The 14,922-nt window shown below is 63.2% G+C and carries 12 protein-coding genes; 10 read left to right on the top strand and 2 right to left on the bottom strand.

The window, feature by feature from the left end; all coding sequences use genetic code 11:
- Window positions 1-15 precede the first annotated feature (15 nt).
- Together ACSQ86_RS33265 and ACSQ86_RS33260 are read right to left on the bottom strand one after the other, a co-directional pair.
- Window positions 16-1,254: a RidA family protein gene (locus tag ACSQ86_RS33265; RefSeq protein WP_436310553.1), complete on the bottom strand. Its 1,239-nt coding sequence runs from the start codon at window positions 1,252-1,254 to the stop codon at window positions 16-18.
- Window positions 1,251-2,576: an amidase gene (locus ACSQ86_RS33260; protein WP_436310552.1), complete on the bottom strand. Its 1,326-nt coding sequence runs from the start codon at window positions 2,574-2,576 to the stop codon at window positions 1,251-1,253. The genes ACSQ86_RS33265 and ACSQ86_RS33260 overlap by 4 nt, the downstream gene beginning before the upstream one ends.
- Before the next feature lie 106 nt (window positions 2,577-2,682).
- On the opposite strand from ACSQ86_RS33260, the gene ACSQ86_RS33255 reads away from it, so the two are divergent.
- The 10 genes from ACSQ86_RS33255 (at window position 2,683) to mdcA (ending at window position 14,916) form a co-directional block, all read left to right on the top strand.
- Entirely contained in the window at window positions 2,683-3,582 is a 900-nt protein-coding gene (locus ACSQ86_RS33255) for a LysR family transcriptional regulator (RefSeq protein ID WP_436310551.1), read from the top strand.
- 121 nt (window positions 3,583-3,703) lie between these two features.
- Window positions 3,704-4,411 carry a cyclase family protein gene (locus ACSQ86_RS33250; protein ID WP_436310550.1) on the top strand — a complete coding sequence of 236 codons (708 nt, stop codon included), beginning with the start codon at window positions 3,704-3,706 and terminating at the stop codon, window positions 4,409-4,411.
- Window positions 4,412-4,424: 13 nt separating this feature from the next.
- Window positions 4,425-5,234 carry an ABC transporter substrate-binding protein gene (locus ACSQ86_RS33245; RefSeq protein ID WP_436310549.1) on the top strand — a complete coding sequence of 270 codons (810 nt, stop codon included), beginning with the start codon at window positions 4,425-4,427 and terminating at the stop codon, window positions 5,232-5,234.
- A gap of 8 nt (window positions 5,235-5,242) precedes the next feature.
- A complete protein-coding gene (locus ACSQ86_RS33240; RefSeq protein WP_436306955.1) occupies window positions 5,243-5,977 on the top strand; it encodes an amino acid ABC transporter permease in 735 nt (244 codons plus the stop codon).
- Between the two features lie 43 nt (window positions 5,978-6,020).
- The gene (locus ACSQ86_RS33235) at window positions 6,021-6,737 is read left to right on the top strand and encodes an amino acid ABC transporter ATP-binding protein (RefSeq protein WP_436310548.1); all 717 of its coding nucleotides are present in this window, start codon (window positions 6,021-6,023) and stop codon (window positions 6,735-6,737) included.
- A 767-nt stretch (window positions 6,738-7,504) separates the two neighbouring features.
- Window positions 7,505-8,494, top strand: a complete 990-nt coding sequence (locus ACSQ86_RS33230; RefSeq protein ID WP_436306957.1) for a molybdopterin-dependent oxidoreductase — start codon at window positions 7,505-7,507, stop codon at window positions 8,492-8,494.
- 37 nt (window positions 8,495-8,531) lie between these two features.
- Window positions 8,532-9,467 (top strand): transporter substrate-binding domain-containing protein, encoded by a 936-nt coding sequence (locus ACSQ86_RS33225; RefSeq protein ID WP_436310547.1) that lies wholly within the window; start codon window positions 8,532-8,534, stop codon window positions 9,465-9,467.
- Between the two features lie 1,269 nt (window positions 9,468-10,736).
- Complete coding sequence (locus tag ACSQ86_RS33220) at window positions 10,737-11,651, top strand: LysR family transcriptional regulator (protein WP_436310546.1); 915 nt, start codon at window positions 10,737-10,739, stop codon at window positions 11,649-11,651.
- 160 nt (window positions 11,652-11,811) lie between these two features.
- Window positions 11,812-13,185 carry an SLC13 family permease gene (locus ACSQ86_RS33215; protein ID WP_436310545.1) on the top strand — a complete coding sequence of 458 codons (1,374 nt, stop codon included), beginning with the start codon at window positions 11,812-11,814 and terminating at the stop codon, window positions 13,183-13,185.
- A gap of 48 nt (window positions 13,186-13,233) precedes the next feature.
- Entirely contained in the window at window positions 13,234-14,916 is a 1,683-nt protein-coding gene (mdcA, locus tag ACSQ86_RS33210) for a malonate decarboxylase subunit alpha (RefSeq protein ID WP_436310544.1), read from the top strand.
- Window positions 14,917-14,922: the final 6 nt, after the last annotated feature.

Raw genomic sequence — 14,922 nt, 5'->3', positions numbered from 1 at the left:
CGGAGGTCTTGTCTCTTACGCTGCCAAGGCAATCACCTCGACCGCGATTCTTGCACCCTGCACGGGCAGTGGCGATGCCTTGACTACCGAGCGGGCCGGCGCCGTTTGAAAGTGCGCGCGCCACACGTCATCGAAGATGGCAAAGTCGTTGAGGTCCGTCAGGAAGACCTGCGCCTTGGCAACGTGTGCGAGGTCGCTGCCGACCCTGCGCAGCGCTGCGTCCAGGCGGGCCAGCACCCATTCGGTCTGCAGCTGGATGGACGACGCGTAGTGCGGATATGCGGCATGCACCACGCACTCCGGCGGCATCTCGCCGGTGTCGAAGCCCGGGAAGATGCCGGCAGAAAACACCAACTCGCCGCAGCCGATGGCCTCCGGGCCTCGCGAGCCAATTTCCGGCGGCAGCCGCAGTGCATCGCCGGTATACGCGGTGAGGTCGATCTCAATGATCGTCCCTGTCACAAGCAGTGAGCCGATGCCCGTCACCGCGAGCGCGGGTTTGCGCGGGAAGGTCTCGCGCCAGGCGCAAAGGAAGTCGTGTTCGTTGCTGGTGTCGAGCAAGAGCGCCTGGCCCTTGACGACTTCCGTGGGCTTGGCGCCGGCGGCAGCCAGCGAACGCGCCATGTTCTGCAGGGTATAGATGGTCTGTTTGGCGAGGTCGACCTGCCCATCCGGTCCCGCGGCCTCGGGCGGCACACCGGCCACGGCATTGTGTGCCAGTTGACCCGAGGTGAACACAAAGTCGCCCGCTCGCATCGCTTCGACTTTCTTGGTCAGCGGACGGGGCGCATCGGAAACTGCGGGCCGCATCGGAATGTCGGCATCAGATGCGACGGCGATCAGCGCGATCTCCAGTCGCGCGCCGGGAATCAGCAGCCCAGCGGCGCCGACGGTGGTGCGTGTCGGCGGATTGGGAAAGTAGCGCTTCCACACGCGATCGAAACCGGGAAAGTCCGTGCTGTCGAGCAGGAACACGTGGGCCTTGATCACACGGTCCAGCGCGCTGCCGGCTTGCTGTAACGTTTTCGAGAGCGTGCGCAAGATGTAGTCGGTCTGGAGTTCGGCCGCCGAATCGAAATACGGAAACTGTGCATCGATGACGGCTTCGGGTGCGATCGCATGAACCCAGTCGGTGGCCAGCACGGCGGAGGTGAAAACGAAAGCGCCGGCCCGCACGGCTTCGGTTTGCCAGATGGGGGCCGGAGATTCGTGGCTGCGGGTGTGCGCAAAGTTGCGGCTTTGAGGGAAGTTCATTCAGGATTCCTGGAGTTGAGGGAGAGAGAGGCAATTCGTTCGATCCAGTGCGCGGCTTCAAGCAGCTGCCGGTCGCCATGCCGCGCACCGACGAGTTGGACGGACAGGGGCAGTCCCAGTGGCCCCCGGGCTACGGGAAGCGAAAGACAAGGTAGCCCGAGCAACGACCAACTCAGATTGAAAGTCGCGTCGCCGGTCGATGCGAGTCCGGCTGGCGCCTCACCTGGAGTGGCGAGCGTCAGCAGCACATCGTGATCGGCGATCAAGGCCTCGATCGCGACGGCCAAGTCGAGGCTGGCGGCCTTAGCACGGACGTAGCTTTCGTCGTCAACATGCCGACCGCGCTCGATCTCCGACAGCAGCGTCGGGCCGAGTTCGCCGGCTTGGGCGCTGCATTGTTCGGGCAGCAGCGATCGGCCCATTTCGTAGCGGGAAACAGTGCGATGCCAGTCGAGGGACAGCTCGAATCCACCCGGCCATCCGGGGCTGCGGACCATGGCCCCAGCGCGGCTGCATCGAGCGGCCACCTGGTCCAGCACCGCCATCGCAGCGGGGTCGGCCCGGTCCGCGAACGGACCGGGGAAAAAGCCGATGCGGGGCGCGGGCCCCGCAGATGACAGCGGTGTCGATTCGTCACGTCCTCGCAGCACGTCGAAGAACAGTGCGACATCAGACACGCAGGTCGCGAAGGCGCCGACGGTGTCGAGCGACCACGAATAGCCTTTGGTGCCCGCGGGAGAGAGGGCACCAAATGTCGGCTTGAAGCCGACCGCGCCACAGAATGCGGCCGGACGAATGATCGACCCGCCGGTCTGCGTGCCTGTGGCCAGCAGAATCTGGCCGTCAGCAACAGCGGCAGCCGAACCGGCTGAAGACCCTCCGGGTGTGTGCAGCTTGTTGTGCGGATTCGTCGTCGCACAGGGGCGCGTCGCACCGAACTCCACGGTGGCCGTCTTGCCCAATATCACTGCGCCCGCCGCACGCGCCAGGGCCACGCACGCGGCGTCCATGAACGGACGATGACCCGCATAGGCGGGCGACCCATACGCCGTTGGCAGTGCCTGTGTGTCCGACAGATCCTTGATGCCGATCGGAAGACCATGCAACAGCCCGCGGCGCGTCTGGCGATCACGCTGGCGCGCTTCCTTCATTGCTTCCTCCACACCGAGGCAGGCCCATGCATGGAGGTCCTCTTCTCGCGCTATCGCTCTTTCAAGGCTGGCACGCACCATCTGCTCGGAAGTCCATCGGCCGGACGTGATGCCGCGCACGCAGTCCGTGGCAGTGGAGGCAAAAGCGTCGGCGGCTGAGGCGTTGGGCATGCGGACAAGTCTAGAAATTCAGACATATATCCACAAATGATTTATTGCCACACCTCTATTCAGCTTTCACATACATTCGGCCATTACCCATCCCACCGGAGTTGCCATGGGCCGCCCCTTGAATTCACGCCAGATCGAAGCGTTTCGCGCCGTCATGCTCAGCGGCACCACCACGGCCGCCGCGCAGATCTTGCACACCACACAGCCGGCGATCAGCCGCACGCTGGCCCAACTGCAGTCGGCCAGTGGCATCCGGTTGTTCGAGATCCAGCGCGGCCGGCTGTTGCCGACGCCAGAAGCGAAGGAGCTGTTCGACGCAGTGCAGCGGCACTTTCTCGGTCTCGAAAAGGTGGAGCAAACGATCGCGTCGTTGAAGCACACGGGCGTCGGGCTGCTGCGTATCGCATGCACGCCAGTTCTGGGCCTCGCCGTACTGCCTTCCGTGGTGCACGGCTTCAAGCTCGACTACCCCGGCACGCACATCACGCTGCACACCATCGGCACGCACCTCATGCGCGACGGCCTGCTAAGCGGCATGTACGACATTGCGCTGTCGACCAGCGACATCAGCACGATCGGCCTGGATCCCGTGCTGATGCACCAGGACCGGTCGGTGTGCGTCATGCACAGGAAGCATCCGCTGGCAGGCAAGCCCAGCGTGCACGTGCGCGATCTGCAGCACTACCCTTTGCTAGCCCACCATGCGGACGACGCGCAACACCAGATGCTCCAGCAGGCCATGACAAAGCACGGGGTCGTACCCCCGTCGATCGTCGAGACCAACTATTCGGCCACGATCTGCAGGCTCGCGGCCGAAGGCGTGGGCATCGGCCTTGTGAGCACCTATGCGGCATCGGTCTTCGCGGACCTGGTGCGTGCCGTCCCTTTCACGCCGGGAATCGTGGTCCAGACGCACATGGCTTATGCACCCAACCTGGCGCCGTCGAAGCTCACGACGGAATTCGTGGCGCGCCTGGAGGCCTATTTCAAGACCCTGAAGAGCTGAGGCGCACGAGGCGGAGCGGCTTGATTTGGCTCATACCAAATTTACATAGACACCCCGCGATAGATCATTTGTGCGCATTCGTTTCCACTCCTACACTTTTGCCGAAATAGGAGCCCGACGCATGGTTGTTGATCTTTCGCATGTGTTTCACGACCGAATGCCCGGCGTTCGCTTCAAGAACGACGCTGGCGAGCCGATGGAGCTGACCGCCCGAATGCGGCCTTTCATGACCCATTCGCAGTCGTGCGCGCACTACGAAGGAAAGGCGTCCTTCGAGATTACCGACGTTGCGTTCCAGACCTCAGTGGGAACCAAGATGGACGCGCCGCGCCATCGCTTCGAGGGCGCCGCCGACATCGCCTCCATCGCACTCGACCGATTGATCCTCGACGGCGTCGTCATCGACGCCCGCCATGCAGGACCGGAACAGGAGCTAGGCCTGGGCGACCTTCGGATTCCCAGCGATATCGCGGGCAAGGCGGTGCTGTTCAACTTCGGCTGGGACCGTCATTGGGGAAGCGAAACATACCGCGCGCACCCGTTCGTCTCACGCGAGGTGCTGACACGACTTTGCGACGCAAACATCGCATTGTTCGGGGTGGACTGCTCGAACGCCGACTCGACCAAGGATCCGGAGCGCCCGGCGCACACTTGGTTCCTCAAGAAAGAGATCCTTATCGTGGAGAACCTGACCCGCCTCGAAAGCCTGCACGGCAGGTCGTTTGACTTCTTCTCCATTCCGCTGAAGGCGCGCGATGCGGCCGCCTTCCCGGTCCGGGCTTTCGCGCAGCTGCATCCGCCGATCGAGCTCACGTCCGATCCTCGATAAAAGGAATAGTCGCATGTCCAAGTTACTTGTATTGCTTTGTCTGTGGGCCGGATCTCTTGGAAGTGTCCATGCGCAGGAGATCAAACCGCCGGCGCAGCTCGTCACGCCGGGCCGGCTGACCTATGCGGTGGCCGGCACTTTCGCGCCCTTCGCGTTCATGAAAGACGGGGCGCTCACCGGCTTTGACATCGACATGGGCGCCGAGATCGCAAAGCGCATGGGTCTTGCCGCCCAACCCCTGAGCATCGAGTTCAAGGGCGTCATTCCCGCACTGCAAGGCGGCCGCGTGGACTTCATCAACGCCGCGATGTACATGAACGAGGCGCGCGCCAAAGAGGTGGACTTCATTCCCTACTTGCGCATAGGCACCGAGGTCGTCGTTGCGAAAGAGAACGTGAAGAAGATCACCGGCCGCGACGACTCGTTGTGCGGCAAGCGGGTGGCAGTCACGCTCGGCGGCATCCAGGAGACGTATGCGCGCGGCGACGACGCTCGCTGCAGGGCCGCGGGCAAGGACGGCGTCATCGTCATGACCTTTCCCACGGCGCAGGACTCGCTCCTGACGGTGCGGCAAGGCCGGGCAGACGCACTGTTCGACTCGACCCCCGGTGCCATCAAGGCCATGAGCGAACTGCCCGACGTGTACGTTCGCGTCGGCAGCACCTTCGAAGCGAACACGCGGCTTGGGTACGCCGTGCGCAAGGGCGATCAGGCCATGCGGCAGGCGGTGGAGGACGCACTCAAAGCCGTGGTGCGAGACGGCACCTACAAGCGCCTTGTCGTGAAGTGGGGCTTCCCCGCAACGATGTCCATCTTCGAATAGGCAACGCGATGACGCTGTCGCCCGAGCTTGTCCTCCAGTATGTCTTCTCGATTCCCTTCGCCAAGGGCGCCGGGGTGACACTGTTACTCACCGTGGCGTCGCTCATCTGCGGCTTGGCCATCGGGATGATGCTGGCGCTGGCGCAGGACTCGCGGCTTCGCCTCTTTCGCGGCAGCACCATCGCTTACTTATGGCTGTTTCGCGGCACACCGGTGCTGTTCCAGATCATTTTTATCTTCAACGTGCTGCCGACATTAGGCGTCACGCTGACCGGCTTTGCCAGCGCGGTGCTAGCACTCTCGCTCAATGAGGGTGCCTATATGGCCGAGGTGGTGCGCTCCGGCCTTCTCGCAGTGAAGAATGGCCAGCGCACTGCGGGACTTTCGCTCGGCATGCGGGATTGGGAAGTGATGCGTCACGTCGTGATTCCGCAGGCGCTGAAGGTGATCCTGCCGCCGCTGGGCAACCAGATGATCGGCATGCTGAAGCTCAGTGCGTTGGTGTCGGTGATTGCTGTCGAAGAGCTGCTGTTGATTGCCAATCAAACCGCAAGCGCCAACTTCAAGTATTTCGAGGCGCTGACCGCCGCAGGCATCTACTACCTCGCGATGACAACCGTCTTTATGGGCATACAGGCCCTGACCGAACGTGCCGTCAATCCTCGTGCGCGACGCACCGCAGCCTCCTCTTCGCTGACGCAACGCCTGCTCGGTATCACCGCGACCCGTACCCCCATCCGGTAAGAGCATCATGTCTTCATCCCTCAGTCGCGACGAGCTACTCTGCATGACGGGCATCCAGAAATACTATGGTGAACACCATGCGGTGCGGAACTGCTCCTTGACAGTCGCCCCTGGCAAGACGGTCGTGATCGTCGGCCCCTCGGGCTCCGGAAAATCCACGCTCCTGCGTTGCATCAACCTGCTGGAAACCATCAACGAAGGCTCAATCATCTTCAACGGCCAGGAGGTCGGCCGTGATCGCTCAAAGGCGTACCTGACCCGCAGACAGATGGGCATGGTGTTCCAGAACTTCGAGTTGTTCCCCCACCTGAGCGTACTGGAAAACATCATGCTCGCGCCGGTGCGCATCCTTCGCGCGGATGCAAGCCGGACACGCCGCGAAGCGTTCGAGCTGCTGGAGAAGGTCCGCATTCCTGACAAGGCGCATGCGTACCCCGACGATTTGTCCGGCGGCCAGCAACAGCGCGTGGCCATTGCTCGTGCGCTGGCCATGAAACCCCGCCTCATGCTGTACGACGAGCCGACATCCGCGCTTGATCCTGAGATGATCAAGGAAGTGCTCGATGTCATGGCGGACCTCAGCGAAGGCGGCATGACGAGCGTCGTTGTCACGCACGAGATGGGATTCGCAAAACGAGTCGCAGATCAGATCATCTTCATGGACGCCGGAGAGATCGTCGAGAACACCGCGGTGGACGCTTTCTTTTCGGGCGATATCACGCCGCGAGCCCAACGCTTTCTGCAGCAGATCGTTCATTGACGAGGTCCGCGGTCCTCAGGAGCACGCGTTCAGGGAACGCCCGATGGGCGCCTTAGGTCGTTTGACCTTCGACTATCGGGCTGCCATCTTCCAGCTACCGAAAAAAGGAACACTCCAGCGGGCTCTGCCACGACAGCGCCCCACTGCTCGCGCTGGAGGCGTTGGCAACCGAGGTCGTCCGCCTCATTCATTGCGGCGGCTTGAATCAGACGATGTTCGCCGAGCTGCTGTTAGCGGTAGCTTCTGCTGGCCGGAGAACCTGTACCCGAAGCCGGCAAGGCAGGGCACATCACCGGGCTGCTCCGGCGGTGTGATCGAGCGGTTCGCCCTGCCGATCATCTTAGATGAGCAGAGCTTTTGCGCCCCATTTTCTTCGCGAGCGCCTGCGCTGGTTCAGCGTCGGGACATGATGCTCGAGGGACCTCATCGCTCGACACCACCAGCTGAACGCCAGCCCCCAACCTGCCAGAGTTCTTCCAATGGATATCGCTGCCGCTGGAAATCTACATGCCCGGTCCTGCCGCCCTGACAGAGGACTGGCTCGACGAAGCACGCTGTCGACATGCCTGGTAGTTGGGCTATCGGGATGAGCGGGCATCGCGCCAGCCGACCTATATCAATACGGGATAGAGATGTGCCGACGTTCTATTGTTGTTCACAACCTAGAGAACATAGACTTTGCAGATGCTCCAGCGTCGTCAGCCTCCAGACACAACCCTTCCGCAGCCGTCACGCGACTACGCCGCGATTGCCAGTGCGATGTTGTCATGAGCGCCTACTGGTCCACCGGCGTCGACCTGCCGAACCTACAGCAACCTGCCCTTGCCCGGTTGACCGACTTTGTCACGCCGCTAGAGCACGTCTTCTTCTTACGCCACATGGCTATGCCGGAGATCGACAGGGCGACCTGGCGACTTGCCGTCGGCGGGCTGGTCCAGTATGAGTTGTCGCTCTCGCTTGCCGATCTCGAAGCCATGCCGCAGACCGAGGTCTGTGCAGTTCATGAGTGCGCGGGGCACCCGTTGCACCCTACGGTGCCGGTGCGCCGTGTGGCGAACGTTGTCTGGCGCGGTGTGCGTTTGTCCGAAGTGCTGAAGCAGGCGTGCGTATCGCCTGCCGCGCGTTTCGTCTGGTCCTACGGCGCAGATGGAGGCGACTACCACGGCATCGATATTCCCGCCTATGTCAAAGACATGCCAGTTTCGGAGCTGCATGGCGGCGAGGCGATGCTCGCCACGCACATGAACTCAGAGCCACTCAGTGACAAACATGGTGGACCGGTGCGCCTGGTCGTGCCTGGCTTCTACGGAACGAACTCAACCAAATGGCTGGTACGACTCGCGTTAAGCGACACGAGATCTCCGGGTTATTTCACGACAGTCATGTACAACGACCGCGTCGTCAAAGACGGCATTGAGCAGCTTTCTCCCGTCTGGAGGGTGGCACCTCACGCGGTGATGGTTCAGCCATCTGAGCACGCACGACTAACCTCCGGCAGTCAGAAGATCGTCGGTTGGGCATGGGGCGCTGATGCAATCACGCGCGTCGAGGTCAGCACCGACGAAGGCACAAGGTGGGCAGACGCACAACTTGACGCGCGCAATGACCATGCATGGCAGCGATTCGAGTTCGAGTGGTCGCCGCCATCTTCGGGTACCTACCAGCTGCGTTGCCGTGCGTTTGACAGTACCGGCCTCGGTCAGCCAGAACATGGTGTGCGCAATGCAGTTTTCTCGATCTCCGTCACCGTCGAGTAGTCGACATTCACCGCGTTCCATCCCCTAGGATTTAAGAATGAAGAAACAACTATTGGCCGTCGCACTCGCCGCGATGACAACGGCCTGCGTGTTCGCACAGACAGACAACACAGTCGCCAAAGTCAAATCTTCAGGCACCATCACCATGGGCGTGCGCGAGTCGTCGGGCGCCCTTTCGTACATGATTGGCGACGGCAAGTACGCAGGCTTTCATGTGGACGTTTGCCAGCGCGTCATCTCGAACCTGGAGCGCACGCTAGGCACGAAGGTCGAGGTTCGTTATCAGGCAGTGACCTCGCAGAATCGCATCCCGCTCGTGCTGAACGGCACAGTAGACATTGAGTGCGGCTCGACCACCAACAATCTCGCCCGCCAGAAGGACGTCGCCTTTGCGCTCACCACCTACGTCGAAGAAGTGCGCGTTGCAGTCAAGGCCGACTCCGGCATTGACTCGCTCACGCAACTGGCGGGCAAGGTGATCGTCACCACGACAGGCACGACGTCCGTTCAACTACTGCGCAAGCACAACCGCACAGCGGAACTCAAGTTCAAGGACGTGTTGTCCGGCAAAGATATGGCGGACAGCTTCCTGCTGCTGGAGTCAGGCCGTGCGGACGCCTTCGTGATGGACAGCCAAGTGCTGGCCGGCAACATTGCCACCTCAAGAAGTCCGGCCGACTACCGGATCGTCGGCGAGCCGATCAGCATCGAGCCAATCGCGATCATGCTACGCAAGGACGATCCAGCATTCAAGAAGGTGGTCGATGACTCCATTCGCGAACTGATCAAGACAGGAGAACTGGCCAAGATGTATGACCGCTGGTTCGTGCAGCCCATTCCACCGAAGAACATCAAGCTGAACGTCCCTGCCAGTGCTGCGACACGGGCCGCATGGGCCGATCCCAACGACAAGCCGCTGGAATCGTATGTGTGCAGCCCGCCTTCGTGCGTGCCGCCAGCGCCGGGTCGGTGACTCCGGCGTCTGCGCATATGCAGTGAAGCGCTAAGATTGAGAAGTCACCTTTCCGGCGAGTAGATCGCCGGCCTGCCCGCCGAGATGTCCCGGTTCCCCGATGACGAGGTGGCGATGCTGGCGCAGGAGGCCAAGCGCTATGGCAAGCGCATGGCTGCGCACGCCCTGTCCAGCGAATCGGTGACGCAGGCGTGCGCCACGACATCGAAATGGTCTACCACGCCAGTTTTGCCGTGCCGAGGCCTTGGACATACTCAAAGCTGCAAGGGACAGGCATTACGTCGCACCCGGGCATCGGTTGGTTGATCCGCACTACCTAAAATGCCGCCGAATTCGGCATCACCGAGGCCGCAGCCACGCGGATGGGCTACAAGCAAGGAAGTTGCGTGGGCTTCGCTGCGCGAAATGCACAAGCGCGGGGTCCGCATCCTCCCGCGCAGCGACCTTGGCTTTGCGTGGATGCCGCACGGCACCAACGCCAACGACCTGCAGCACTTTGTCGACTCCATCGATGACGTCCACGTTGGCTTTGCTAGCTGCAACTCAACTCGGTGACCAGATCATGCAAAGACCTGACGAACTCGGCCAATTGAAGGCGGGCTCACTGGCAGACATCGTTCTGGTGGACGTGATCCCTTGATGAATCTGGCTTTGCTCACGAATCCGGCCAAGGTTCAAAGCGCAATGAAGGAAGGGACGATCTACAAGGACTGCGCAACACCAGTGCCTCCAGGTGCGGCGCTGAACCAGGATGGCGCCCGACTCTCCGTTGCGAGAGCAGGGTATCCGGGAAGCGCTTGCCGAGATGAGCTGATTCGCACGAGAGAACGTGCGCGGCCGCCACATCTTCTGCGGACTTGTCAAAGCGAAAAGCGCGACTTTGGTTCTCGACAAAAAGGGATCAGGTCGAGAGGTCGAGACTGTCACGCCCGCTTTGGGGCTTGAAGCCGACACAGGCGACGGCGACACAAAGGGTCTCGGCCGATTCCGGCGGTCCGCCACATTCTGCCCTGCTCGCCGCTCTTGCCAGCGCCCTGCTTTGCGGTGCCGGTGGACTGCGCCCCCGCCTATCACTCTCTCCTCCTGGCATTTGGCTCGAGGTCCCCTGCGGCACGGACGGCGGTGGAGGAGGCTTTGGGTCAGGCTCGCCGTCGTAAGGCTCGCGGCTGGCTCCGCCCTGCCAAGACGAGTTCAAACTAACTGCAAAAAAGCAAGGTAAGTTGAGAACCGAGCTCAGAGTTACGATTGGCTTCCATCCGTAAGCCGCCCATGCTCCTCCGCGTCGACGAAGAGATCACTTTCCGCAAACTCGAGATCCTCCTGGCCTTCATGGAGACCGGCAATCTCGCCCGCGCGGCCGAAAAGCTTGAGATCAGCGCCGTCAGCGTGCATCGCGCCCTGCATGCGCTGGAAACCGGGCTGCGCTGCGCGCTGTTCCGGCACGAAGGCCGCAACCTGCACCCGACTGAAGCCGCGCACGCATTGGCCGAGGTGGCCCGCGAGGTGCTTCGCACGATGTCAGAGGGCATCCGCGCCACGCGAGAAGTCGCCGGGTACTCGGCCGACCGGATCCGCATCGGTTCTCTCTATTCGCTGACGAGTCGCACGGTGCCGCAGCTGATCATGGGAATGAAACTGCGCAAGCCGGAACTGCACACCGAGCTCGTCCTCGGGTCCAATGCCGACCTGCTGCAGAAGCTTCGGGAAGGCGCGATCGATGCCGCCCTCATGGCGATCCCCGAAGATGCTTCCGACGTCGAATCGGAGCCGCTGTTCCAGGACGACATCCAGTTCGCCGCACCAGTGGACTCTCCTTATTCAGCGCAGAAGGAGATCGACCTGAGCGCCTGCGCCGGCGAGCGCTTCGTGAGCCTGAGCGAAGGCTTCGTCACCTACAGCGGTTTTATGGAGTCGTTTCGTGTGGCCGGCTTCACACCGAACGTGGTGATGAAGACGGGCGACATCTTCTCCCTGATGAACCTGGTAAGCGGGGGCGTCGGCTACACGCTGTTGCCGGGCCGTGTGCGCGGCGCCATGCCTCAGAAGGTGCAGTTGATCCCGTTGCAGCCCAAGTACCTGATGCGCCAGACCATCGCGCTCAACTTTCTGCGCACTCGCGAACGCGATCCCAACCTGCTCGCGTTGCTGTCAGTGTGCCGCCTGGCGAAGGCGGAACTCGGCTGAACGGGAGCCATCGACTGGGCTCGGGTTAACCCTCGATCGTTTCAATTCGCGTAAGGATCGACGCGACAGCTTCATTGATCGTCCTGGAGGGGGTGCGTACCTTACGCACCCAGATGCACAGCCCGATGCGTCGAACCCCAAAACCCCCGGAGACGCGTTGATGAGTTCTCATTGGATTTCGATTTACGCACTGGTCGGCATGTTCGTGCTCGCCACCGTGCTGCCGATCAACATGGGCGTGATCGCCTTCGTCGGCGCCTTCCTGGTCGGCACGCTGGTAGCCGGCATGAACGCCAAGGCGATCATGGGCGGCTTCCCGGCCGACCTGTTTCTCACCCTGGTCGGCATCACCTACCTGTTTGCGCTGGCGCAGAACAACGGCACCATCGACTGGCTCGTCAAGCTGGCGGTGCGCGCGGTGCGCGGGCGCATCGCCGCCATTCCGTGGATCATGTTCTTCATCGCCGCGCTGCTCACGGCGGTGGGAGCGGTCAGCCCCGCGGCGGTGGCCATCATCGCGCCGATCGCGCTGGGTTTTGCCGCCAAGTACGGCATCAATCCGCTGCTCATGGGGCTCATGGTCGTGCACGGCGCGCAGGGCGGCGGCTTCTCGCCGATCAGCATCTACGGCGGTATCACCAACAAGATCGTCGCCAAGGCCGGCCTGCCGCTCAACGAGATCGCGACGATGCTGGCGAGCCTCGGCGTCAACCTGTCCGTGTCGCTGCTGCTGTTCTTCCTCATGGGCGGCATGAAACTGCTGCGCCAGAAGGCCGACGTGACCGGCGCAGTGCCAGCAACGCGTCGCACTGCGCATGCACAGGGCGGAGCGCAAGTGTTCGGCGGCGCGGAGGCCGAATCGTTCGCGGAAGAGCGGCGGGTCGCGACTGCGGCTGGCGAGTCGCTCATGGACGCGGCGCCGGCGGTCCCGGCCGACCAGGGTTCGCGCCTCTACCAGATCGTCACCGTGCTGGGTCTGCTGGCGCTGGCCGTGCTGACGCTGTTCTTCAAACAGGACATCGGCTTCGTGTCGATCACCATCGGCCTCTTGCTGACGCTGATGGCCCCCAATCTGCAGAAGCGCGCCCTGGGCCAGGTGTCGTGGCCCGAGATCATGCTGATCGTGGGTGTCAGCACCTACGTGGGCGTGATGGACAAGATGGGCACCATCGATTTCGTGGGCCACAGCGTGGCCGGTCTCACCTCGCCCATGGTGGCCGCGTTGCTGTTGTGCTTCGTCGGCGCCGTGGTCTCGGCCTTCGCCTCGTCGACCGCGGTGCTCGGCTCGCTGATCCCGCTGGCGGTGCCGTTCCTGCAGGGCGACACTGGCGTCAGCGCAATCGGCTTCATCGCGGCGATGGCCGTGTCCTCGACCATCGTCGACGTCAGTCCGTTCTCCACCAATGGCGCACTGGTGCTCGCCAATGCCAAGGGCGTGGACCGCGACGTGTTCTTCCGGCAGCTGATGGTGTACGGCGCCATCGTGACCCTGGTGGCCCCAGTGGTGGTGTGGCTGCTCTTCGTGGTGCTGTGAGGCGGCGCTCTCATTCGGCCGACATCCATTCAACCCTATCGGACTCCAATGAACTCCAGATCCTGGACCTCCAAGGCCGACGACCGCGCCGCCCGGCTGGCGCGCGCAGCCGATGCACTAGGGACGCGGCTCGCCGGCAAGCGTGTCGAAACGCAAGCGATCGCCACCCTGCTCGAAGCGGTGCTCTCGCCCGGCGACCGCGTCTGCCTCGAGGGCAACAACCAGAAGCAGGCCGACTTCCTGGCGCAGGCGCTGGTGCAGGTCGATCCGCAGCGGGTCCATGACCTGCACATGGTGCAGTCGGTGCTGGCGCTGCCCGAGCACCTGGACATCTTCGAGAACGGCGTGGCCGCCCGACTGGACTTCAGCTTCTCGGGGCCGCAGGGCGCGCGCCTGGCCAAGCTGGTGTCGGCCGGGCGCATCGAGATCGGCGCGATCCACACCTACCTCGAGTTGTTCGCGCGCTACTTCGTCGACCTGACGCCCAAGGTCGCGCTGGTCGCGGCGCAGGCGGCCGACGCCGAAGGCAATCTCTACACCGGCCCCAACACCGAAGACACGCCGGCCATCGTCGAGGCCACGGCGTTCTCCGGCGGCATCGTGATCGCGCAGGTGAACGAACTGGTCGACGGCAAGACCACGACGCTGCCGCGCATCGACATCCCGGCCGGCTGGGTGAGCTTCGTCGTGAAGGCGCCGCGCCCGAACTTCATCGAGCCGCTCTTCACGCGCGACCCGGCGCAGATCAGCGAGGTCCAGGTGCTGATGGCGATGATGGCGATCAAGGGCATCTATGCCGAGTACGGCGTGCAGCGCCTGAACCACGGCATCGGCTTCGACACCGCGGCCATCGAGTTGCTGCTGCCGACCTATGCCGAGTCGCTGGGCCTCAAGGGCAAGATCGGCAAGCACTGGGCGTTGAACCCGCACCCGGCATTGATCCCGGCGATCGAGGCGGGATGGGTCGAATCGGTGCACTCCTTCGGCTCCGAGCTCGGCATGGAGGACTACATCCGCGCGCGCTCCGACGTGTTTTTCACCGGCCCCGACGGCAGCCTGCGCAGCAACCGGGCGTTCTGCCAGGCGGCCGGCCACTACGCCTGCGACATGTTCATCGGCTCGACCTTGCAGATCGACCTCGACGGCAACAGCTCCACCGCGACACTGGGCCGCATCGCCGGTTTCGGCGGTGCGCCCAACATGGGCGCCGACGCGCGCGGCCGGCGCCATGCCAGCCCGGCCTGGCTCAAGGCCGGGCGCGAGGCGCGTGCCGGGCGCAGCGGCGCGGCCGGCACGCCGCGCGGCCAGAAGCTGGTCGTGCAGATGGTCGAGACCTTCCGCGAGCACATGCAGCCGGCCTTCGTTGAAAAGCTCGACGCCTGGACGCTGCAGGAGCAGGCCGGCATGGACCTGCCGCCGATCATGATCTACGGCGACGACGTCTCGCACATCCTCACCGAAGAAGGCATCGCCAACCTGCTGCTGTGCCGCAGCGACGCGGAGCGCGAGCAGGCGATCCGCGGCGTGGCCGGCTACACCGCGGTCGGTTTGGCGCGCGACAGGCGCGCAGTGGAGAACCTGCGCGACCGCGGCGTCATCCGCCGGCCGCAGGACCTGGGGATCGACCCACGCCAGGCCACGCGCAACCTGCTGGCCGCCCGCAGCATGCGCGACCTGGTGCGCGCCTCGGGCGGGTTGTACCAGCCACCCAAGCGCTTCAGAAACTGGTAACAGGAG

Origin of the sequence: Variovorax sp. LjRoot130, assembly GCF_964253755.1 — a bacterium.
In the GTDB taxonomy this organism is placed as follows: Bacteria; Pseudomonadota; Gammaproteobacteria; order Burkholderiales; family Burkholderiaceae_C; genus Variovorax.
The sequence above is the reverse complement of the archived record's forward strand: the minus strand, read 5'-3'. Positions and strand labels throughout refer to the sequence as shown.